Annotated in this window: 17 protein-coding genes; 12 read left to right on the plus strand and 5 right to left on the minus strand. The window is 41.8% G+C overall.

Going from position 1 to position 24,216, the window contains the following annotated elements:
• Positions 1-10: 10 nt before the first annotated feature.
• The 3 genes from K6V30_RS09275 (at position 11) to K6V30_RS09285 (ending at position 5,102) form a co-directional block, all read left to right on the plus strand.
• Positions 11-979, plus strand: a complete 969-nt coding sequence (locus K6V30_RS09275; RefSeq protein WP_055268670.1) for a polysaccharide deacetylase family protein — start codon at positions 11-13, stop codon at positions 977-979.
• Between the two features lie 33 nt (positions 980-1,012).
• Positions 1,013-2,401: an alpha-d-galacturonidase gene (locus tag K6V30_RS09280; protein ID WP_022302207.1), complete on the plus strand. Its 1,389-nt coding sequence runs from the start codon at positions 1,013-1,015 to the stop codon at positions 2,399-2,401.
• 292 nt (positions 2,402-2,693) lie between these two features.
• Positions 2,694-5,102, plus strand: coding sequence for a glycoside hydrolase family 2 TIM barrel-domain containing protein (locus K6V30_RS09285; protein WP_055268672.1), 2,409 nt, complete (start codon positions 2,694-2,696; stop codon positions 5,100-5,102).
• A 118-nt stretch (positions 5,103-5,220) separates the two neighbouring features.
• On the opposite strand, the gene K6V30_RS09290 is transcribed toward K6V30_RS09285, so the two are convergent.
• From K6V30_RS09290 to K6V30_RS09300, 3 genes are read right to left on the minus strand one after another with little or no spacing between them, the layout of a single operon-like run.
• Entirely contained in the window at positions 5,221-7,419 is a 2,199-nt protein-coding gene (locus tag K6V30_RS09290) for an alpha-L-rhamnosidase-related protein (protein ID WP_055268674.1), read from the minus strand.
• Between the two features lie 35 nt (positions 7,420-7,454).
• Positions 7,455-10,340 (minus strand): exo-beta-1,4-galactosidase, encoded by a 2,886-nt coding sequence (locus K6V30_RS09295; protein ID WP_055268676.1) that lies wholly within the window; start codon positions 10,338-10,340, stop codon positions 7,455-7,457.
• A gap of 51 nt (positions 10,341-10,391) precedes the next feature.
• On the minus strand, positions 10,392-11,975 hold the full coding sequence (locus K6V30_RS09300) for an alpha-galactosidase (RefSeq protein WP_022302211.1): 1,584 nt from the start codon (positions 11,973-11,975) through the stop codon (positions 10,392-10,394).
• 243 nt (positions 11,976-12,218) lie between these two features.
• Here K6V30_RS09300 and K6V30_RS09305 point away from each other — a divergent pair, with 243 nt between their 5' ends.
• The 8 genes from K6V30_RS09305 (at position 12,219) to K6V30_RS09335 (ending at position 18,135) form a co-directional block, all read left to right on the plus strand.
• Entirely contained in the window at positions 12,219-12,911 is a 693-nt protein-coding gene (locus K6V30_RS09305) for an SGNH/GDSL hydrolase family protein (protein ID WP_010536743.1), read from the plus strand.
• Between the two features lie 12 nt (positions 12,912-12,923).
• The gene (locus K6V30_RS09310; RefSeq protein WP_168166720.1) at positions 12,924-14,531 is read left to right on the plus strand and encodes a glycoside hydrolase family 43 protein; all 1,608 of its coding nucleotides are present in this window, start codon (positions 12,924-12,926) and stop codon (positions 14,529-14,531) included.
• Between the two features lie 158 nt (positions 14,532-14,689).
• On the plus strand, positions 14,690-14,824 hold the full coding sequence (locus K6V30_RS25195; protein WP_256207740.1) for a hypothetical protein: 135 nt from the start codon (positions 14,690-14,692) through the stop codon (positions 14,822-14,824).
• 15 nt (positions 14,825-14,839) lie between these two features.
• The gene (locus K6V30_RS09315; protein ID WP_055268678.1) at positions 14,840-15,157 is read left to right on the plus strand and encodes a glycoside hydrolase family protein; all 318 of its coding nucleotides are present in this window, start codon (positions 14,840-14,842) and stop codon (positions 15,155-15,157) included.
• Positions 15,147-15,317: a hypothetical protein gene (locus tag K6V30_RS09320; RefSeq protein WP_153880772.1), complete on the plus strand. Its 171-nt coding sequence runs from the start codon at positions 15,147-15,149 to the stop codon at positions 15,315-15,317. The genes K6V30_RS09315 and K6V30_RS09320 overlap by 11 nt, the downstream gene beginning before the upstream one ends.
• Positions 15,295-15,594: a hypothetical protein gene (locus tag K6V30_RS09325; RefSeq protein WP_130061481.1), complete on the plus strand. Its 300-nt coding sequence runs from the start codon at positions 15,295-15,297 to the stop codon at positions 15,592-15,594. The genes K6V30_RS09320 and K6V30_RS09325 overlap by 23 nt, the downstream gene beginning before the upstream one ends.
• 32 nt (positions 15,595-15,626) lie before the next feature.
• Entirely contained in the window at positions 15,627-16,319 is a 693-nt protein-coding gene (locus tag K6V30_RS09330; protein ID WP_010536745.1) for an SGNH/GDSL hydrolase family protein, read from the plus strand.
• A 154-nt stretch (positions 16,320-16,473) separates the two neighbouring features.
• Positions 16,474-18,135 (plus strand): glycoside hydrolase family protein, encoded by a 1,662-nt coding sequence (locus tag K6V30_RS09335; protein WP_055268682.1) that lies wholly within the window; start codon positions 16,474-16,476, stop codon positions 18,133-18,135.
• Between the two features lie 209 nt (positions 18,136-18,344).
• Here K6V30_RS09335 and K6V30_RS09340 read toward each other — a convergent pair whose 3' ends face one another.
• Entirely contained in the window at positions 18,345-18,956 is a 612-nt protein-coding gene (locus K6V30_RS09340) for an HU family DNA-binding protein (RefSeq protein ID WP_010536747.1), read from the minus strand.
• Positions 18,957-19,368: 412 nt separating this feature from the next.
• Between K6V30_RS09340 and K6V30_RS09345 the strand changes: the two genes are divergently transcribed.
• On the plus strand, positions 19,369-21,447 hold the full coding sequence (locus tag K6V30_RS09345; protein WP_055268684.1) for a BT4734/BF3469 family protein: 2,079 nt from the start codon (positions 19,369-19,371) through the stop codon (positions 21,445-21,447).
• Between the two features lie 267 nt (positions 21,448-21,714).
• Here the strand turns inward: K6V30_RS09345 and K6V30_RS09350 are convergent, their stop codons facing one another.
• Positions 21,715-24,132, minus strand: a complete 2,418-nt coding sequence (locus tag K6V30_RS09350) for a hypothetical protein (RefSeq protein WP_055268686.1) — start codon at positions 24,130-24,132, stop codon at positions 21,715-21,717.
• Between the last annotated feature and the right edge of the window lie 84 nt (positions 24,133-24,216).

Here is a 24,216-nt window from a genome sequence, read left to right on the forward strand (position 1 = left end):
CGATAGAACGATGAAAAAGTTTTCACTCTTTATTTTGAGTTTGTTGTTCTGCACCGGCTATATGTCGGGGGCAGATTGGAATGTATACGTTGCCAGATATAAACAGGACAAGGCCTGTGCCATCAGCTATACTTTTGATGATGGATTGGCGGAGCACTATACACTGGTTGCTCCCCAACTGGAAAAGAGAGGTTTTCGGGGAACATTCTGGATATGCGGCTCCAATATAAACAAAGATAACAGGAATATAACCGACACTACAAGAATGACTTGGCCTCAACTTAAGGAAATGTCTGATAAGGGGCATGAGATATCCAATCACGGCTGGGCGCATAAAAACTTCGCACGTTTCCCGATTGAAGAAATCAAAGAGGATATTTTAAAGAATGATAGTGCTATCTTTGCAAATACAGGAGTAATGCCTCGTACTTTCTGCTATCCCAATAATAATAAAAAAGCGGAAGGGCGGAGGATTGCCGTACAGAATCGGGTAGGAACAAGAACTCATCAACGTTCGATTGGAAGTAAATCGACTCTGCAGGATTTGGAAAAATGGATGAATACCCTGATTGAAACAAATGACTGGGGAGTAGGTATGACACATGGCCTAACTTATGGTTATGATGCTTTTCGCAATCCTCAACGCTTGTGGGATCATTGGGATCAGGTAAAAGTGAGAGAGAATGAAATATGGGTAGGAACGTTTCGGGAAGTAGCTTCTTATATCAGAGAAAGAGAAGAAACGAAACTGGATGTTGTGAATAAAAAGAATACCCTGTTGATAACTCCGGAACTGAAATTGGATCAGAAACTCTTTGTAGAACCATTGACAATGGTGATTACCGGTAAGGATATAAAGAAAGTGACTGTAAAACAAGGGAAAAGAAAATTGCCTGTACAGGTTACCGGTGACAAGGTTCTTTTTGATTTCGATCCGTATGGAGATGTGATAAAGGTGACTTTGAAAAGTCGAAAATAAAATGGATTGGACAAATTTAAATACGATATAATAATGAAACAGAACTTTTTAAGATGGATGGTAAGCATGTGTTTCGGGCTGTTGTCCGTTACCATGGTTGTGGCAGGAGATCACTATAAGACTGTCAAAGTAAAAGCTCCTTTTCCGATGCAGCCGATCAAGATTTTTATTTATCCGGAGCAGGATTTTAAAATTACTGATTTTGGAGCTGTACCGGGTGGGGAAGTAAATAATACCCAGGCGATTGCTGCTGCTATTGACGCATGTAATAAAGCGGGCGGCGGGCGTGTTGTTGTTCCGGCAGGCACTTGGCTGACGGGCCCCGTACACTTTAAAAGCAATGTAAACCTCTGTTTGGAAGAAAATGCTGTATTGAGTTTCACCGATAATCCGGAAGATTATCTTCCGGCAGTCATGACTTCATGGGAAGGGCTGGAGTGCTATAATTATTCACCTCTGTTGTATGCATTCGAATGTGAAAATGTGGCAATCAGTGGTAAAGGAACGTTGCAGCCGAAGATGGGAACATGGAAAGTATGGTTTAAACGCCCTGCACCTCATCTGGAAGCATTGAAGGATTTGTATACAAAAGCTTCTACCAATGTGCCTGTCATTGAACGTCAGATGGCTGTTGGCGAAAATCATTTGCGTCCGCATCTGATACATTTCAATCGCTGTAAGAATGTAATGCTGGACGGATTTAAAATACGTGAGAGTCCTTTCTGGACAATTCATCTCTATATGTGCGACGGAGGAATGGTACGTAATCTGGATGTACGGGCACATGGACATAATAATGATGGCATTGACTTTGAGATGAGCCGTAACTTTCTGGTCGAAGATTGTTCTTTTGACCAGGGAGACGATGCTGTCGTAATCAAAGCGGGTCGTAATCAGGATGCGTGGCGGTTGAATACACCTTGCGAGAATATAGTTATCCGTAACTGCCGGATATTGAAAGGACACACATTACTGGGTATCGGTAGTGAGATTTCCGGTGGTATACGGAATATCTATATGCACGACTGTACGGCACCTAATTCTGTGATGCGTCTTTTCTTTGTGAAGACCAATCATCGCAGAGGAGGATTTATTGAGAATATCTATATGAAAAATGTAGAGGCAGGTACAGCACAGCGGGTACTTGAAATAGATACGGAGGTACTTTATCAGTGGAAAGATTTAGTGCCGACATACGAAAAGAGAATCACTCGCATTGATGGTATCTATATGGATAAAGTAAACTGTGAGTCGGCAGACGCCGTTTATGAGCTGAAAGGAAATGCTGAACTGCCTGTAAAGAATGTGCAAATCAAAAATGTAAAGGTCGGGTCGGTTAAGAAGTTTGTGAAGAAAGTAAGTAATGTTGAAAATGTAGTAGAAAAGAAGATAACTTATCAAATGGAGAATCATAAAGACTGAGTAAAAAAGTTCATATATGAACTTTAATTTGTTTTTGGGTTCATCTCTGTTTTTGGGAAAACTGCCGGATCATTCCTTGTTTAATTGATTTTTTTATTTAGGGTCTGGTTTGTATAAAAAGTAAGTGATCATATTTAAACGAAAGTCTCGGGTAGTTTGCGGCTACCTGAGACTTTATCGTTTTTACGGGTGATAAGTGATGAATAATCTATGTAAATGTACAAACTTCTATGTACTGATATTGAAATCGAACCTATCTTTGTGACACTATGAAATTATTAATATGCACAAAATGAAAAAACTGATTTTATTATCTTTATTGACTCTTCAATTTAGTTTGCTCATCGCACAAGATACTGGTGAACAAGTGCGTTTGTCCCGATTGTTTAATTTCGGATGGAAATTCCAGACTGGTGATTTGAAGGATGCGTATTCCTTGAACTATGATGATAGTAATTGGCGTGTGCTGGATTTGCCTCATGACTTTCAAATAGAACAGCCGTGGAACCAGGGTGCGGGTGGAGCGCGTGGCTTTAAAGCGATGGGAACCGGTTGGTATCGTAAGGCTTTCAAAGCTGAACCTGAGTGGAAAGGAAAACGAGTACTGCTTGATTTTGAGGGAATTATGTTAGTGGGTGATGTCTGGGTGAACGGTCAGAAAGTAGGAAGTACAGACTATGGTTATCTTGGATTCGAAACGGATATCACCAAATTGCTTAGATATGATGCAGATAATATAGTAGCTGTCAGTGCTTCTACAGGCAATAAAGGAGGATCACGCTGGTATACAGGAGGAGGTTTGTTCCGGGATGTCCATCTGTTGGTAAAAGATTCCGTTTCCATAGCCCGTCATGGAGTGTTTATATCTACTCCTAAAATAACTGAACAAAGTGCTGATGTTAATGTACAGGTTGAGTTGGAAGGTATTCGTGGGAAGCAGCTGGATATAGAAATCAATGCCAGAATTTTTTCTCCGAAAGGTGAACTGGTAACGGAAACAAAGGGAATGGCTCCTAAGAAAAACAAGTTGGCTACCGTTGAGGTACCTCTTCCGATAGTTACTGTTTCCAATCCTCAGTTATGGTCTTGTGAAACTCCGAATCTTTATAAAGCAGAAATAACATTGCTCCATAAGGGGAAAGTTATCGATAATGTAACTGAGACTTTTGGTATTCGTACACTTGAATATTCTCCGGAGTTTGGCTTTAAACTAAACGGTAAGAAGTTATTCTTGAAAGGTATTGCCAATCATCACGATTTAGGTGCTGTGGGAGCAGCCGCATTCGACCGTGCTATTGAACGACAGTTTGAATTACTTAAGAAGTTCGGCTATAATCATGTCCGTACATCGCACAATCCTTATTCGAAGTCTTTCCTTGAATTGGCAGATAAGCATGGTATCCTGATTGTAGATGAATTGATTGATAAGTGGAGTGATAAATCTTACTGGGGAGGCCGGGTGCCTTTTACTCAGTTATGGTATAAGATGATTCCCGAATGGATCAAGCGTGACAGAAATCATCCTTCGGTTATTATGTGGAGTATAGGCAACGAATTGCAGATGCGGGAAGATCTGGCCGGATTTCCTACCGGTGATTGGGGTGTTACGACTTATCGAATTTTCGATGTGCTTGTGAAACGTTATGACTCTACCCGTAAGACAACGGTGGCTATGTATCCTTCGCGGGCAGGTGCCATTAGTCGAAAAGAGTCAGACTTCAATAAGAAAATCCTTCCTCCTGAGCTGTCTACAGTGACCGAAGTGGCCAGTTTCAACTATCAATATGTTGATTATGCTAAGTATCTCGAAGCTTGTCCCGGATTGATCGTTTATCAGAGTGAGGCAACAAGTAGTGAACTTACTGCTCCTTTCTTTGGTATGGATCAGGATAAGATGGTAGGACTTGCTTATTGGGGAGCTATTGAATACTGGGGAGAATCGAATGGGTGGCCTAAAAAAGGTTGGAATTATTCATTCTTTAATCATGCTTTGGAACCTTATCCACAAGCGTATTTGATAAAAAGTGCGTTTAGTGATGAACCTCTGGTTCATATCGGAGTAGTAGATAGTAAGAAAGAAAGTATTGAATGGAATGATGTCACAGTGGGCCGTATGCCTCTTTCTTCTCATTGGAACAGACCTGAAGGAAGTAAGCAGAACCTGTTCACTTATACAAATGCTGACGAAGTAGAATTGCTGGTTAATGGAAAGTCTTTCGGCATTCAGAAGAATAAACGAGATGATATACAGAGCCGCAATATGATCTATTGGAAAGACATACCTTATGGCAAAGGAGGAAATATACTGGCGATAGCCCGTAACAATGGAAAAGAAGTGGCACGTCATCTGTTGGAAACGACAGGTAAGGCAAAAGCGCTGAAAATAGAACTGGAAAATGCAGACTGGAAGGCAGATGGAATGGACTTGCAGTATGTGAAGGTATATGCTGTTGATGGTAAAGGACGGGTAGTACCTGCTGCCGAAGGTGAAGTCACTTTTGAAGTTTCAGGTGAAGCCAGACTGATTGCTGTAGATAATGGTGATCACATGACCGATGAGCTTTTCTCCGGAAATCATAAGAAGCTGCATCAAGGGTTTGTGATGGCTATATTACGTTCCAGTCAAACCGGTGGTGATGTGAAGGTCAAAGCTTCTCTGAAAGGATTGAAGAGTGCGGAAAAGAAGATGATGACCAAATGATAAATGAAATAATAAATAAGGGTTGTCTAACCCCTTATTTTTATTGAAAATAGCCCTCGCCACAGATCGTTGTAGCGAGGGCTATTTTGTTGAGAGGGGAGTTTTGACATCCCCTTATTTATATGCTATAACTGCCTTTTCTCGTAAATGTCTTTTTGGCCTTATTCTTATCAATGAAATCCACTTTACATCCGTCAGGTATTTCAATCAGATTTTTACCTTCTTTGGATAGTTTCAACTTGATTTTACCTTCTTTGACAGGGAATTCGATATTTGCCCATTTCAAATCCATTAGTTCAGGACGTATGATATAATGATTCGATTTTGTTGGAGATTGGCTGAAACCTGCTATGCCATTTAAAACAGCCACTACTCCCGGAACTCCATTAGCGCCATGACATAAACTTAGACCATAAGGACGTTTATAGAAGACCAGTTGTTCATCTTTGGGCTTCTTGTATGAGAAGTTTTCCGGAAAACGGGTATGTCCCTGTGCAAGCCAGTCACCAAATACAGTAAAAAGGAAGTCCCACATTTCTCTGACCTTACCTGCTTTTGAATAAGCAAGGAACTCATATCCTTTCTCATAACTTACATAATCATGGTAATAAGGAATGGTGGGGAGTACTTCAAACAGATGATCATACCGTTCTTTGGGAAATATATCGGCAAGGATAGCCCAGTACTGGGCATGATGTGAAATCACTGTATCCAGTTTGCCGTCTTTGGTATATCCGTTTATGAATAATCCCTGTTCTTCATTCCAGAAATGTTTGATTATACTTTTCTTTAAAGCCTCAGCTTTCATTCGGTAATGTTTTGCTGATTTTCTGTCCCCCCATTTTTCGGAGAAGTCTGTACCAATCTTGTAATTATAATAAAGCATTATTTGTGCATACGTAGGAGTTCCCTTCTTGTCAGGGCCTCTTCTGGTAGCCCATCCCGGTACAAATCCCCAGCTGACACCGACATTGGCGGAGATAAAGCCACGTTCATCCTGAAGAGTCTCGTAGAGTTTCAGCAGTTGTTCTATGCGGTCACGATAGGAGAGGATCGTATTGAAATCTCCATATCTTTGGTAATAATGATTAAAACCTATCAAAGCATGAAGCGGATAATCCGGTATTCCTAAATCTGTTTTTTGCGGATTTAGCGGGAGCATAGCTACTGAAAGGCTGTTGCGCGAAACCTGTTCATCTCCAAAAAGATAATCTCCGGCAAAGGTACTTAAAACGGCATCCATTGACCAAGGCAGATAGTCTCTCTTGATACCATCCAGATAAAAGCCGTGCGTGCTGGTATGCAGGGAGGCAACCGAAGCATTCCAGATGTTATTCATACGTTCGTCATTGCATTCAAAGGACATCAGGAAGTCTACGGGCCATATTTTAGCCTTAAACTTAACATCAGATATCTCACATTCTTTATCACTAAATATTTTCAGATAGCGGACCGCCCTTTCCGGAAGGATAATTTGCTGTTCTCCTTCTGTCAAAGAATAGGATTCAATAGGATATTGTTCGAAGAGTTTGGTGTTTTCGTTTAATGCCTCTTCCGGACTTTCTCCTACAAAAGCAGTGAGCTTTCCCTCACCTTTGGCAGTGAATGCGACTTTTCCGACTTCAATATGGAAAAAGTCAACTAGAATATATCCATTCTTTTGAATCTTTATTTTCTGATTCTCAACTGTTGCGTTTCGTATAGGTAAGATTGAAATCGGATGAATGGTAACCTCTGTTTCCGGATCATCCAAAGGCATTCTGCCTGTAGTGCCGAATACCGGAGATGTTTCTGCAATATTCCATTCAATACCATCCATACTTGCTTTCCAATGATCCGTTGAGACTTCTCCATTGAAGGATACCTTAATGGCAGGCAGATTATTATCAGTCTCTACTTTAAATAATAAAGTTGATTTTCCTTTAGGCAGTGTAAGAGAACTTTTGTCGGAATTGCCTGCTTCTTTTTCATTGACAGATACTTTTACCTTTCCGGTAGATGTCCATTCCATTAGCGTTTCTGCCGGCAAGTTTACTTCTTTACAGAATGAGGTATGATATACCGGAGCATAAAATTTGCCGGGATACCCTACGTTCACACAACGTTTCTCCGATTCTTTTAGTCTTTTCTGCTGAAGATGCGCACTCAGCTGTCCCGGATACCAGATATACTCTCCGTTTCCATTCCTTACCGGTGCATCCGGGATTTCTACAGCCGGGTCCAGTAAAGGATCATACTGTATATTTTGTGCTTGGATTGTATATGAGGAAGCATACAAACTTAAATATACAAGTATAAATTTCAATTTTACATTCATTGTTTTATCTTTATTTTAAGTGTTTTCACTTAGGATTACCGGAAGTCAAACATCAGATTCAGATGAAGCCCTTCGTCTCCCGATTTGATCCGGATATTTCCCGGCTGGCTGTTGGGACCTTGCTGTTCGATGGGTTTGAACGAGCAGATAGCCGGAATATCGAGTAAGAATGAAAGGTCACCTTCAGGGAATGCAGGCATTGTATCTTTCACACGTCCTGCGGGTTCTTCGGGAGTAAATACCCGGAAGAAGATGCCATCATTACGGGAATAAACAGTAAACGAAGTCTTTTCACCTTCCAGAGTTGCCCAATAGAGATTGGCATGGTAGCCTTTGAACTCCGGATATATCAGATTCTCAAAGCTTTCTCCGGTGATGGTGTTATTGTAGTCTTTGTGCCAGATGCCGTAGTTTGTTCCTGCAATACGGTTTTTCCAGACCCGATAAGGACCACGTCCCATCCACTTCATGCCCGAGCAATTTTGTTCCGGATAAGAGAAGGTAAGTCCGAGATTGAAAATCTGGGAATCCATAAAAGCATCGTCAAAGCCGCTGCCACCGGAACCACGGTTCAACAGAATAGCATCCATGTAGAGCAAACCTTCATTTGTCAGGCGCCATACAATCGAATCTGCTGCACCTTTGTATTTGGCACAATAAATGGCTCCGTCGGAGGAATGACGGGTATAGCTGAGCGAAGGTTCATATCGCATCTTCATACCTACTGCCACCGGACCATCTTTGAATGGAACCTCAGTCTCACCGGATGTAATGTGACGAATCATACCGGTTGCCGCATCGAAGGTTACGCAGACTTTACTGCTCTTTAGTTCGATGGCATCAGCTGTTTGCCGGGCTTCTGCCTTTGGGGGAGCAGGAGTGGGCGCAGCCTGTGTCAGCTTGCGTTCAAAATATCGTTTTACCAGATGAATCGGGTAAGTCCAGTTACAGATACTTTTTCCTTCTTTATCGAATGCTTCCAGTTCAAGTATATCCCCTTCCCGGAATGAATCGGGCAGTTCAAAACGGGCAGTGCCTGTTTCTCCCGGATTGATGGATGGAAGTTGAACTCCTCCTTCGGCGATTACCTTTCCTGTTTCTGTGTTTCCTTGAAGAGGAGTGCCGCATGTCAGAACTTTGTAAGACATACGACAGTCTTTCAGGTTGGTAAAGGTATATTCATTGGTCAGTAGGAAACTGCCGTCGAAGTGGTTGGTAATGAGAAGAGGTTTCAACTGGATAGGCGACCATTGTGCACGGATAGCGTAATAGCTTCCTTCTTTTTCGCGGCGTGGTCCCACTACTCCGTCAGGTGCATTTGACTTGTCGGAATCGAGTATTCCTCCTTTATCACTGCGCTTGGGAGCTTCATCGCAATAGACCCAGATAAATCCTCCTGCAAACAATGGATTGGTGCACCATCGATCCCAGAAATCACGCAGACCGGCTCCCCCTCCCTGATCGTACATGGCATGCATGAATTCGGTCGGCATGAATACCTTATAACCATTCGTAAAACGTGCCACTCCTGTCAGATAAGTAGGGTAGTGGTGGGTATCCAGTTCATTAAAGTCAGCCCAGGGATGCACCATGTGACGCTTTTGCAGCCTGTCATATTGGGCAAATAAAGGATCGGTTTGCGTATTCCAGCCACCTTCATTTCCGTTGCTCCAAAGGATGATGCATGGATGGTTAACATCCCGTTCAATCATTTCTTTCACGAGTTTTGCCCCGACTTTGGAGTCATAACTGTTTTGCCAGCCTGCCAGCTCATCCATGTAGACAAGTCCCAGTGAGTCGCACATATCGAGAAAATGTTCATCGGGCGGATAGTGCGAACGGACAGCATTCATATTCATTTCTTTAATGAGCTGGGCATCCATGCGGCTTAATGCTGCATTGGTGGTACGCCCTCCATCTACGGAGAATGAATGACGGTTGATTCCTTTTATCACTAATTTAGTACCGTTCAGGTATACTCCGTCCTGCGGAAAGAACTCTACGGTACGGAAGCCGATACGTGTTTCCCTGGTCTGTACGATTTTGCCTTCGGGATTCTTCAGTTCCAATTTGACTACATATAAGTTGGGGGCTTCTGTAGACCAGGGGACTATGTTTGTCCATTCACCGCTGATCATCTGTTCTTTACCGGAGTTGTTGATTGGATGAGTGATTGTTGTTTGTCCATTGGAAGTATATACGGTTTTCCCATCTTTTAATGAACGGACGGATACGACGATTTCATGCCCTTTGGCATCTCCTTCCATATCTATGGAAGCTTGGAATTTCCCTTTGTGGTCTGCACTTAAAACAAAGTGCTTCATGTGTATCTGTGGCAGAACTTCCAGCCATACAGGACGGTAGATTCCGCCAAATAACCACCAGTCTGCTTTCCGTTCGGCGGCATTGATCGATCTGTTGGCTGATTCTTTGGCTACTTTTACTTCGAGCTGGTTCTTTTTCCCGAGGTTAAGTAATTCGGTAATGTCGTAACTGAAACGATAGAATCCCCCTTGGTGCAGTTCGCCTGCCGGTTTGCCGTTGATGATGATTTCGGCATCCGTCATCACTCCATCGAAGAAGATCTTTACCCGTTGCCCTGCCCATGATTTAGGGACGTCGAATTTATAGCGGTAGATTCCGGTTTCATCACTGGGGCGTTGTCCTTTCACCGTGTACCAACGTCCGTAGGTATATTCTCCAAATCCCTGTAGCTCCCAATTACAGGGAACTTCGATCTTTTTCCATTTACCGCTATTCTGTCCCGCAGAACAGAAAAAGTCCCAGGTCCTGGTATCATCGATACCTGTTCCCGAAAGGTAGATACGTTCGGGATGAGGTGCCTGTGCCTGCAAGGTTACCCCGTTCCATAGGGTAAAGAAAACCCAAAGCACAAACATACTTATAATTTTGTTGTTCATATCGTTATTCTTACACGTTAAGTTTTTCTGTTTCCATATAATCAGAGAAAGTTATTGCCTGGATAATGTAAAACGGTCTATGTCCGGTGCCCATCCGAAATCATTTCCCATTCGCACCGTATTATAACCTTTTTGTAAGGTGACAGGGATCGTAATGGATTTCACCTCCTTGTTGCTGTTCAAATCTTTGAGCACAGTTTCCGTTCCGTTGACGGACACTTCCAGTTTGCGATTCTTGTCACAACTGTAGAAGATAGTCATGTTATACTTACCTCCTTTTTCGCTGTATACTTCACTCCATTCGGCGAAGTTTTCTTCCCGACCGCCCAATCTGGATATTTTCATTTTACCGGAACAATCAGCGTCAGGTACGTAGACAATCGGTTTGGATTTTTTGCCCAAGTCGTCATAGCAAGGCAGATACGCCCATTCGGCTTCATAACAAACGGGTTCCAGTCGCTTTTCAGCCTTCACTTTACATATCAGTACGCTATGTGGCTGAACCGTCTGCCGGATTTCCCCTTTCATTTTCCCAAGATCCTCTTGTTTGATTAAATCCCGTACTTTTACCTCACCTCCCAGTTCCAGAGTTTCGAAAGGAACGATAAAGTCACAGGGCTGATCGGACGGATTATATAAGGCTACCGCTCTAGTTAATCCACGTTTCTGTTCGATGTCCTTAACCAGCACATAACTTTCATTTTCATGTTGTACGACGTGTGCCTGTAATCCTAATACATCTTGGTTCAGTGCGATAAGCTCTTTATTTTTAAGTAGTTTCAATGAAAAATCGGGAATTGTATTCATATCACATCCGATCAGTAAGGGAGAACTCATGATACACCACATTCCAAAGTGAACTTCTTCTTCGTTGGGTTTCAGCCCGCGTCCGATTTCGAGCATATCCATATCGTTATAATGCCCGCCGGTAGCGTAAGCAGAAAGATATAAGTTCTTTTCAATAATCCCTTTGACAGAATTCCATTTGGGGCGGATATCCGGACTGATACGCCAGGAACGTGCCAGTTTTTTGGCCCAGGTGCCGGGGAATGCCCATCGGCAGATGTTGATAGATACATCCGTTCTTCCGGTGTTGGCAATAGCCTGGCAGATTGCGTTGTAACGTTTTTCTTCATCCAGTCCCAGTTCACGTCCGCCACAATAATCGATTTTAATGAAATCGTAGTTCCATTCTTTGATATATAAATCCATATCCTGCTGTTCGTGTCCATACAGTCCGGAGCCTACTCCGTTTGCATCGTTGTCATAGATGGAACCGCAGGTGTTGTCTCCTGCATCCGAATATATTCCGGCTCTTAGTCCCAGAGAATGGATATAGTCAGAAACCACTTTCATCCCGTTCGGAAAGCGGTCGGGGTGCGGATGCATTTTACCTGTCTCGTCCCGGTAGCCGAAAAAGCCGTCATCTATATTGATATAGTTGTAACCTGCCTCTTTCAGCCCGTGCTTGATTAAAGCGTCAGCTTGCTGTTTTATTAACTCTTCACTGATATTCACGTGATAGGTATTCCACGAACTCCATCCCATGATAGGACGGTCGATGTCTTTTTGGGCAAAACTAGTTGCCATAAACATAGTAGATAAAATGCCGCAGGCAATCAGATGTTTTTTCATACGTTGGTAGTCTTTTGTAGAAATGGATAACTTTCTTGGCAAAGATAGGCAAAGTCATGGCGTGCTCCAATGGTAAATAAGTATAGAAAGATGGAAAATCGTCCGTTTATTGGGGTATTTAGGCCAAAAAAGACGAGCAGTGAGATAAAAAGCGTATAATTTTAATGGAAAACGTATGAATTTCCATGTGCTGATATAGAAACTACCTTTATCTTTGCCATCAAATGAAAAATACATCAAGAAATGACACATTTAAAAATCTTTTTATTGTTAATCGTTTGTGCATTTTCCGCTCAGGCAGCGAATGCGCAGAATAGTAAGACGACTGTCGACGAACTGAATGGCAAGAGAATCGGAGTAATTGGCGATAGCTATGTGCGGAATCATAAAGAACCGTTTGAGAATACATGGCACTATAAGTTTGCGAAGAAGCATGGCATGGAGTACTTTAATTATGGAAAGAATGGAAATAGCATCGCTTATTCCAGTCCGCGTTGGGGGAAAGCAATGTATCTTCGGTATGCAGAAATGGCGGACAGCCTTGATTATGTCATTGTCATCGGCGGACATAATGATGCTTTTAAACTGGATTCTATCGGGGGGATTGATAACTTCAAAGATAAAATGGAGATTCTGTGTAAAGGACTGGTCGAGAAATATCCGACGGCAAAAATATTTTTCTTTACCCGTTGGAATTGCAAAAACTTCAAAGGAAGCGATTCGGAAAAGGTAGTTGATGCCATGATTGAAGTTTGCGGCAATTACAGTATTCCTATTTTTGATTGTGCAAGAAAAGGAAGTATCTATGCGGATAATGATACTTTCAGAAAAATCTATTTCCAGAAAAGTAAAAACAATACGGATACGGCGCATCTGAACAGTAAGGGACATGACCGTTTCTTGAAAGTCGCGGAGAGTTTCCTGCTGCAATATTAATTGAATAAAAAAATGAAAATAGTAAGTATTATGAATAAGGGACTGTTTATTTGTATATGGTTGTTGGCTACAGTTTGGCTGGCGCAAGCCCAGACTTTTAAAAATCCGGTTCTGCCGGGCTTTAATCCTGATCCTTCGATCTGCCGGGTGAATGATGATTATTATATGGTCACCTCTTCTTTTACATGGTATCCCGGAATCCCCATTTATCATAGTAAAGACTTGGTCAATTGGGAGATTGTAGGACATGGTATTAGCCGTCCGGACATGATTGACATGAATGGACTGAATGATAATGATGGAATATGGGCAGTTACTATACGTTTTCATGAAGGTCTGTTTTATTTAATCACAACCGGATCAAAATGTGGCGGTAATTTTTATATAACAGCTGCTGATCCTAAAGGTCCTTGGTCTGATCCTGTATGGCTGAAAGATGCGCCCGGAATAGACCCGTCATTATTTTGGGATGATAATGGAAAATGTTATTATATCGGGAATACATGGGATTTTAAAAGCTCATGGCCGGCCCAATGTGCTATATGGATGCAAGAGTTGGATCTCAGCCGGAATAAATTGGTGGGCGAGCGTAAGATTCTGACTTACGGGCATGCGAATAATGCAACTTATGCAGAGGGACCTCATCTTTATAAGATAAACGGGAAGTATTTATTGCTGATGGCCGAAGGAGGTTCAAGTTATCATCATGCAGTGACGGTGCATCAAAGTAAGTCTTTGTGGGGACCTTATGTTGCAGATAAAACCAATCCGGTATTATCACACCGCCATTTAGGTGAAAACTATCCTATTCAGGGATTGGGACATGCTGATCTCGTACAGACTCAAAATGGAGAATGGTATTCAGTTGTTTTGGGAAAAAGAATGATAAAAGGGTACAATCCGCTTGCAAGAGAAACTTTCTTATGTAAAGTCAATTTTGAAAATTCGACTCCTATTTTCAATCCGGGGTATGGAATCGTGCTGCCGGAGCAGGAACGTCCGGATCTGCCGTGGCAACCAGTGAAGGTTGAACCTGTAAGAGATGACTTTGAAACAGAGAATCTGGCATCAAAATGGTATTTTGTAAGAATCCCCCGAAAGAAATTCTATACTCTGGAAGATAACTGTTTAAATATATCGTTGCAGCCTGAAGTCATCGACAGTCTGGTGAATGCCGCCATGATTGTACAGAAGATAAAACATCATGATTTCACAGCAATGACTAAACTGGAATTTCAGACGAAAAAAGAAAATGAACAGGCGGGTTTGGTCGTTTACCGTACGGCTACCGGATATTATACACTGATGAAAGATAAATCTGGTATTGTATTGACTAAAAAGCATTTAGGTAAAAAGGAAGTCGTAAGCCGCATTCCTTATGCTAAGAAAGACGTTTATCTGAAAGTTACCGCAAACGGATTGAATGTTGATTTTAGTTTTGGCGAAACGATCGATAATATGACGAATATCGGTGGAACCCAAACGCTGGAAGTAATATCGGACAATAAGTTTAATAAGTTCAATGGTTCGGGAGTTGGAGTCTACGCGACAAGTAATGGAAAGCTATCCAGGAACAAGGCAGCATATGACTGGTTTGAATATCAGGAAACCATTAAATAAAAGAAAACAAAGAAGGCGATGAACACATTAACGAATAATCCATTCCGGAGAATCTCAAACAGATTATTGCTGGGAATGCTGGTTTTTCCTTTAGTGCTATCCGTCCATTCACAAACACGTGAATATATACCGTTGCGGGAGAAGTAGGCCCTGAGCTTGTGACAGAAGAAATAGCCTCCATTCAGGCTCCTTGGGCGATGCCTGAAATGAAGCGTCCGGTCTTTAAAGACCTCACATATTCCATCGTGGAAACAGGTGCCAAATCTGAGAAGATGGTTACTAAAGCAATCTAGAAAGCGATAGACGAAGTGAGTCGTAAAGGTGGAGGAAAAGTAGTGGTACCTCCCGGAGTCTGGAAAACCGGTCGTATAGAGTTAAAGAGTAATGTGAACCTGCATTTGGAAGAAGGTGCGGAACTGCATTTTAGCGGAAACATCAAAGATTATCTGCCTGTTGCCCTGACTCGTTATGAAGGGATTGAAGTCTATTCATTAGGAGCACTGGTATATGCTGATAATCAAGAAAATATAGCACTGACCGGTCATGGGAGACTGATAGCTCCCACGACCGATTGTGAAATATGGAAACATCAGTGTTCCGTTTCGATAGAGCAGTATGTGGAGTAAAATCCGGATGAATCTAGCCGGAATTGCTTTCTGGTGGGACATGTTGGGAGAAGAAAAACATGTCGGTGATTTGGCTAAGCGTTTGCCGGCTCTTCCCGTCACTCCTTTGACTCCTTCTTTCAAGAATATCGCAGCCCGTGATATCATTGTTGTTTATTGATTTGAATGGTATCCCCGAAACTCCGGCAGAGAATTGTTTGATAGAAAACCTGATGGGAAAGACCGATAAATTGATACGGATGACAGATGTGAAAGGTTTTACACTGAAGAATATCACAATTCAGAGTAAAGACTCCACTGTTTTGATCGACGATGGACGCAATATTCTCTTTGAACAAGTGCATTTCCAGATACCGGGCGGGAAAGTGAAAATAAAGACACAGGGTGACTTGGCAAAAGAGCCGCAGTTTGTCCGTTGCTTGATGAAAGAATATTGATAAGACGAATTATATTCATAAAAAAATAAAAGATGAGAAAGTCCTGTGTATTTTTGCTTATAATTACTCTATGTAGTAGTCTAAGCTTTGCTCAAAGTAAAAAGTCAGTTTCTATCCTGGGTGACTCCTATTCCACATTCGAAGGCTACTTGCAGCCTGATACCAATAGTATATGGTATTATACTATTCCGAGGCATAAGACTGACGTTGTCTCTGTACGACAAACTTGGTGGCATCAATTTATCAAAGAGAATGATTATCGGCTTTGTGTCAATAATTCTTTTTCGGGAGCTACCATTTGCAATACTGGATACCGTCAGGCAGATTACTCCGACCGTTCCTTTATCACTCGTATGGATGAACTGGGATGTCCGGATGTCATTTTTATTTTTGGTGCTACGAATGACTGTTGGGCGGGTGCTCCCCTCGGAGAATATAAATACGGCGGATGGACCAAAGAGGATTTGTACCGATTCCGTCCCGCTATGGCTTATATGCTCAACCACATGATTGACCGTTATCCAAATGTTGAAATCTACTTCCTGTTGAATTCCGGTTTGAAAGAAGAATTCAACGAATCAGTCAGAGCAACCTGCAAACACTATGGCATAGATTGCATCGAATTGCATGATATTGATAAACAGAGCGGGCATCCTTCCGTCAAGGGGATGGAGCAAATTTGCGACCAAATAGAAAACTTTATTTTAAAGAAAGATAAAGAATGAGAGTATGAATGTCTAATGTTTGGATTCTTTACGTAAAGCATTACGTGCCTTTTTCCCTTTTCTTATCATCGACTAATGGGAGATTGCCTTACTTTTGCCGTTATACTATAGTGTAAATCAAACGAACTATCAAACTAACTAACAGAAGAAAAACATGTACGGAAAGAATCTTAAATTAGCATTAATGGGGGCATTGTTGCTCATCAGTAATGTCACTTTCTCACAAGTGACGGAACGGGAGCGCCCTAAAGAGTGGGATCAGCTGGTAAATGGTGCCCGCTTTATGGATCGCTTTTTACCAATGAAAGGAAACAAGCTGTCATCTGATACGTGGGGAACCGCCGGTGTGCGTCCGCGATATGTTGATAATGGCATTGAAGACCGCATCTGGTCTTACTGGGGCGGAAATATCCGCAAAGGAGAAGACGGAAAATACCATCTTATGGTCTGCGGCTGGCTGGAAGCTTCCCCAAAAGGACATATGGAGTGGGGCAATTCATGGGTATTCAATACGGTAAGCGATAACTTGACCGGACCTTTTAAACCTGTCAATATCATCGGCAAAGGTCATAATCCTGAAATATTCAGAGCAAAAGACGGGCGATATGTCATTTACGTAATTAACGGTCGCTATGTTTCTGATGATATCAATGGTAAATGGGAATATGGAAAGTTTGATTTCAATGCCCGCGATCGCCGGATTATAGAGGGATTGTCCAATCTGTCATTTGCCCAACGGGAAGACAGCTCTTATATCATGGTTTGTCGTGGCGGTGGAATCTGGATCAGCCGGGATGGCTTGTCGGAATATAACCAGTTGACGGACAGCCGTGTTTATCCGAATGTGAAAGGACGGTTTGAAGATCCTGTCATTTGGCGTGACCATATTCAGTATCATATGATTGTAAATGACTGGTTGGGGCGCATAGCTTTCTATCTCCGTTCCAAAGATGGTGTAAACTGGGTTACAGATCCCGGAGAAGCGTATATGCCGGGCATTGCTGTTCACGAAGATGGCCGCGCTGAAGACTGGTTCAAGTACGAACGTATCAAAATGTATCAGGATAAGTACGGACGTGCTGTTCAAGCCAATTTTGCTGTGATCGATACGCTGAAAAATAAAGATAAGCCATTCGATAATCACAGTTCGAAGAATATCAGTATTCCGCTGACCCCGGGAGTATTGCTGGCTATCTTGGACAAAAAGCCCATAACAGCTCAAACTAAAACTATCCGATTGAAAATACAAGCAGAAGACGGCTTCAATCCGCAAACCGATATCGATCTGAATTCTTTGCGTTTTGGTGCTTCCACCGAAGTGAATTACGGCAGGGGAAGTAAAGTGCTGAAAACTGAAACAGATGGTAATGATCTGATCGTGACTTTCGATGGAAAAGGAAACGGAATGACTGAAGATGAATTTGCTCCGAAACTGATAGGGAAATATAAGAACGGAAAAATGCTGTATGGGTATGCGCGTTTACCCTACATTGATTATATTGAACCGATCCTCTCGGCACGTGCACCTGTTTTTGTCCAATCGGATAAAGGCTGGGAAGGAAATATTGAAGTGCAGAACTTTGGACAGGTCAGTTCACAGAAGGCTTTGGTAAAGATCGAATATAAGAAGGATGGCAAGATGATAAAAGTAGCTTCTGCTACAGTGCCGCCTCTGACACCGTATGAAAAAACAGATGTACGGTTTGTGACTAAGGCTAATTTTGAGAAAGCCAAAGACTATGATTTCCTTGTGACTATTTCTTCCGGCAAGAAGGTGTTGTCCACTTTCCGTTTGAAACAGAAAGTAGGTGAATAGATGATTCATTGTGAGAAAAACAATATTACTTACTGAATACAATCCCATATAGAAAAAAAGTCTCTTTCTATTGTCACTTATCACTTGTGATAGATAAATGTTTAGTAATCAGGTGAGAATGATAAATAAAAAGTGATAATAGGAAGTGATAATAAGGTGATAATAGAATTTTCAAGCATTTCTATTATCACCTCTGTTTTATACTTTTCTTATTTAATAGGTTGATTTTCAGATTTTAAGTATATAATCCGATTACCATACCCACGAGTGTTAAGAACTCCGTTTTCTACCAGAAGATTCAGTTCCCGCTGTGCTTTTCCTTTCAATAAACCTGTTAATCCGCTGTATTCCCTACGGGTGATGAAATGGTTTTTAGCTAAGAATGCTTCAAGACGCAGGCGGCGTGTCTCTTCCGACATATCTGATGATTCCTGAAATCCGAATTTGGCACGGGTCACCGTGCCCGAACTTCGTCGGCGAAACCACTTCGTAGCTCTGAAATTGACATTGTCAAAAGAAATAGAGACAGAACGGATTTCTTTCTTATCCATAACCGGACGTGCTTTCAAGCTTGCGGAGAAATATCCGATTTCTCCTAATTTCACGTGATACCCTTCACTCAGATAGTAAGATACTTTTTCTTGAAGAGATACCATGATACCTGCCAAGTCACCTTCGGTAAAGGTGGACGCTTCGGATATTTCACGAAACAGTCGTTTGCAATCAATGGTACCTTTAGATACAATACGAGGATATAATGGTTGGAGCTCTTCATCTCCTTTCTCATTCGGTTTTCTCCGAAAGTCATAATCTGCTGCCATAGCGTTACTTGTTTTTTGTTGGTTAATGCCCTGTGTTACTTAATTGATACCGCGTGTATTAAGACAAAGACTAGTAACCTTAACATGCAGGCAAGGCTCGACTAATATATTTTGTTAGTTGCACGTTTTCGTTCCACGTATGTGAACCGTTCGGACTACATACGTGAACCCGAAGGATCACGTACGTGAGTCGATGGGACCATGTACGTAAAACGATTTCTTATCACTGCAAAGATATATTAATCTAACGTTCGAAACAAGTTAATGAACGTTTTATTTACCGTTATTTCCAGTACGTCAGACAAAGTTGAAAAGGAATGGATATACTTTAAATAATAACTGTTGAAAAGGTTGCATCCTCTTCTTTTTATGCCTATCTTTGAAGAATATATATAAATAATTTAGAAAATAAATGAAGATCACACAAATCAGGGAAAAAGAAGACGCTGAAGCACTGAGTGTATTAGATTTTGACTTGTTGATGGAGAAGATAAAAACAGAGACGAAGACTCGCCCGGTGACCGGACTACGCCAAGCCCTGCATTTTGTTTTGCCCGGAGAGCCTTGCAGCTTTGCCGGAAAGCTTCCTAAAATAATGCCCGCTGCCGTTTTCGGGCGTGTCAATGGCGTGAGACGGATGAAAGTTTATAATGGTATCGTTGAATTGACCGTTGGCCCGTTGGCTGGAAAGGTAGAGGTGGAATTGGTCAAGAAAAAAGCGGCAGACTTGCCACAAACGATGTTTGCCTATATGGGGTCGAGTGGAAATTCAGTCAAGATATGGACGCTTTTTACCCGTCCGGACGGAACATTGCCGCAAACACAGGAAGAAGCGGAACTGTTTCAGGCACATGCTTATCGTTTGGCTGTGAAATGTTATCAGCCGCAGATCCCTTTCGATATCCAGTTGAAAGAGCCGCTTTTGGAGCAGTATTCACGGCTGAGTTATGATCCGGCACCTTTCTATCGGAAGAACGCCGTGCCTTTTTATCTTTCTCAACCGTTTGGGATGCCTAAGGAGATGACTTATCGGGAGAGAACGGTGACGGAAAAATCCCCATTGAACCGCGCTGTTCCGGGATATGCGGCAGAAGATGCGCTGGCACTGATGTATGAGGCTGCCTTGCGGAAAACTTTTCAGTCGATGGAGGAAGGATGGAGGCGGAATGATGATTTGCAACCGATGGTTGTAAGGCTGGCGGAGAACTGCTTTCTTTCCGGTATTCCCGAAGAAGAGGTGGTCAGGCGGACCATACATCGGTATTATGATTCCGGGCAGTCGGTGCTGGTTCGTGAGATGATAGGGAATGTGTATCAGGAGTGCAAGGGGTTCGGAAAGAAAGGCGGTCTGACAAAAGAGCAGTATCTCAATATGCAGACCGAAGAATTTATGAACCGGCGTTATGAGTTTCGCTACAATACTCAGATGAGTGAAGTGGAATACAGGGAGCGCTGTTCGTTTTATTTCCGTTTCCGTCCGTTGGACAAGAGAGCACAGAACAGTATTTTGCTGGATGCGCAAAGTGAAGGAATCGCAGTGTGGGACCGGGATGTGGACCGTTACTTGCATTCCAACCGTGTCCCTGTCTACAACCCGTTGGAAGAGTTTATCTTCCATCTTCCTAATTGGGACCAGAAGGACCGTATTGCGGAGTTGGCAGGTCGGGTTCCTTGTGACAATCCACACTGGACAATGCTTTTCCACCGTTGGTTTCTGAACATGGTGGCGCATTGGAGAGGATTTGACAAACAGCATGCGAACAGTACTTCACCATTGCTGGTCGGTGCACAAGGAACACGTAAATCCACATTTTGCCGGGACTTGATACCGCCTGAGCTTCGGGGTTATTATACGGATAGTATTGATTTCAGCCGCAAACGGGATGCGGAAATGTATCTGAATCGTTTTGCGCTGATCAATATTGATGAGTTCGATCAGGTGACTTTGACTCAGCAAGGCTTCTTGAAGCATATTCTGCAAAAGCCGGTAGTCAATCTTCGTAAGCCGCATGGAAGTTCGGTGCAGGAGTTGCAGCGTTATGCTTCATTTATTGCAACAAGCAATCAAAAGGACTTGTTGACCGATCCTTCCGGCAGCCGCCGTTTTATTTGCATTGAAGTAAAGGATACGATCGATACGGCACGTCCTATCGATTATCAGCAATTGTATGCGCAGGCGATGTACGAAATTTATCATGGCGAACGATACTGGTTTGATGATAAGGATGAGGCTATCCTGACACAGGCTAACCGGGAGTTTGAACAGACTCCGCCGGCTATTCAGTTGTTCTATCACTACTTCAAAGCTGCCAAAGAGGATGGGGAAGGGGAGTACTTGTCTCCGGTAGAGATTTTGGATTATCTACAGAAAAGAGCGACTATCACATTGTCTTCGGGGAAGGCGTACCATTTCGGAAGGCTGCTTCAGAAGGAGAAGATTCCCTGCAAACATACGAATAAGGGGACGGTGTATCTGGTTGCCAAACTATAAAAGAGCAGGGGAGAAAGGTGACAATAGAAAGTTGAAATCTTCTATTGTCACCTTATTATCACCGGCTATTGTCACTCGTTACTTGTTGATTTAAAGGTGGTTGGGATGAAAAGTGACAAGTGATAATAAGAATAGTAGCGAAATTTTATAAGAGTATGCCTCTCTTGGTGCATTGATAAGCTCCACTATATTTATTTTAAGTCAATTTTCTTTATTGCATAGATTAGCTTATTAATATACTGGAACAAACAGTTGCATTACTGTTTCTTATTTCGCTGTATTCAAATAAAAAGGTTGTCCATCCTTTGTTATTCCTTCTGCTGAAATAATCATCTTTTTGCATGTAGCGTTGTTGTAAAACTGTATAGATGCATTTCCATTCTTATCCGTTTTAATATCCGGATTCCAATATAAGGTACGCCTGTGATCCGGTTTATCCGGTAGTTGCATACTGTAATCCGGTGAATAGAATTGTACGGGTGGTGCATATCCATAGAAGTAGCAACGGTCGCCTACCATGTCGGGAAGATATTCTTTTTTTGACCGTTGTGTGTAGTTTATATAAAAATCCCATTTACCGGAGTGGGCTTCTGTTTTGCCTATGAGACGTGAACGGTCCCTGATATCAAAATAGCCACATATCGTTTTCAATCTTTTAAAACTAAGTATATCCCTTCTTCTAATTTTGTCTGAGGATGATAAGTGAGAATCGGGATAGTATTGCTCAATATCTTCACCGTTTCCACTGCAAATATGAGTAGTTCCCGACAATATACCCTTTAATGGTGAAACAAGTTCTGTAATGTAAAGAGGTATTGTAAATGTGGATCTGTTGAATTCGTATCCAAAATCATTGATATAGTCTATTGCTTCAATAAAGTCATAACAAAAATCAGGTTTTGTGAAATCTATCTTAATTTTGCCTCTGTCTTTAATAGTAACCTGGTCAATGGATTGTTCGAGAAAAGAAAATGTCGATAATTCCTTCTCATGTGTTTCATAATAATTATATTGTTTAGGCAGCGGAGAAAATACACGGTCTTTGCAAACATAGTGGTCATAGAAAAAGGAATCTCCTCGCTTGTGATAATCCAGTTCTTTTCTTATTTTGTCTTTATTTTTGTATGCTTGAATGAACATGGTATGTTTACCATAGATTTGAACTACATCGAAGGAGAAGTCACCATTTTTAGTTTGCTGAACTGCATCATAGGTATAGCCGTCAGGATAGCATATTTGACAACGAACAAAAACTTCTTTGTTCCATTTCTTTAGTTCGCCGCTTGAACTTCTTCTTTTATAGACAGTTCCTTTTACTTGTAGTTTCTGTTCTATCGGATAGTGTGGTTTGAATGTTTTTACTCCTGCCATGGTTTGCCAGTCATATCGTCTCCATCCCTGAATCATCATTAATAAATCCAGGGCTTTGCGGTGATGCAGGTCTTGAGATTCGAAATAATATTCCGGTGACTGTATAAAACCTCGTATTTCTGAAGACAATAGCAGATTCGTGAGAATATTTCCTTGGCTGTAGTGTAAATCTTCCATATCATTATCTCTGACTGCTACGGAAAATGATGTTTCCGGAAGACTTTTACCATTCCTGTCTTGTATTTTGAATGAATATTTTTCAGGATGGTATGGTTGGTGGTTGTCTTTTATAGCGTGATCATGTAAAGTGATGGACACTGTTTCTTGTTTTCTGACAAAGAATAATCGATCTGCAAAGATATGTCCTGCACGATCAAAGACTGTTAGCTGGTGTACGCCTTGTTGAAGAGAATCAGTGTTGAAGCATAGTTGGAAACGGTCCTTGATACCGAGTGACTGGTAATGGACAGGTTTTCCTCCTTGTTGCAAAGTTATAAACAAGGGAGATGTGATATTTTTGGAAAGAATTTGGATATTTATCTGATTCTCATTTATATCAGCCTGCAAGGCTACTCCTGCTTTCTCAGGTGTGGGCAAAGGATATTCATATATTTGGTTTTGATCGGAAATTGTTAAGTGGCAATTTTTTAATCCTATTTCCCAATGGAGGTGATTGATATTGAAGGTTCCCCGTCCGTTGTGTACTACTTGTAGTGTATCCAGAACTTTATAATTGTTGGTTTCTATGAGTATGTATTTGGGAGCGATTATTTTCTCTTCCTTATCACGTAATTCAAAGGCAATTCTATTATCAATTTCTTCGATCAGATGTCCGCCTTCAGGATAAAAACCAACTTTAATACGCTGTTTCTCTTCCTTTGGAGATGATCTGTTAATACGTGGGCGTGTCCGCATTTGTTTGGTTGGGTATTCTTCATTTTCTATGGCATTGTATACGGGAAGTACGCGAGAAAAAATAGAAGGAACTTCACTCGTACGTTTTTCTACATTTTTAAAATCACTTAAGATACTTCCGTCTTTGTACAGGAAATTCTCGATAAGAAGCGGGCTTGTTATCCTTCCGAAATTCAGCATCCAGGCTGTGTATGCGCGCACTTCATAATATCCGGCATTTAAGGTGTCCGGAAGATAGAAGTTTCCTGAACACATTCCTTCTTCTATATAATGCCTGTTGCGTTTCACCAGAATTCCTTCTTGGCTTAATAGGTCAACATAAAGCACTTTGCTTTTCACTTCTGGAATTAGAGTTTCGGCATTCACTATATGAGCTTTATACCAAATTGATTCCTTCATGAAATAGGAAGTGTTGTCGAAGTGTAGATAGACTTTTTCCTGCGGATGGAGGGCGGAAAAAAGTGATATGTTTTGATAAAGTGA

The organism is Bacteroides faecis (assembly GCF_020091505.1).
Classification (GTDB): domain Bacteria; phylum Bacteroidota; class Bacteroidia; order Bacteroidales; family Bacteroidaceae; genus Bacteroides; species Bacteroides faecis.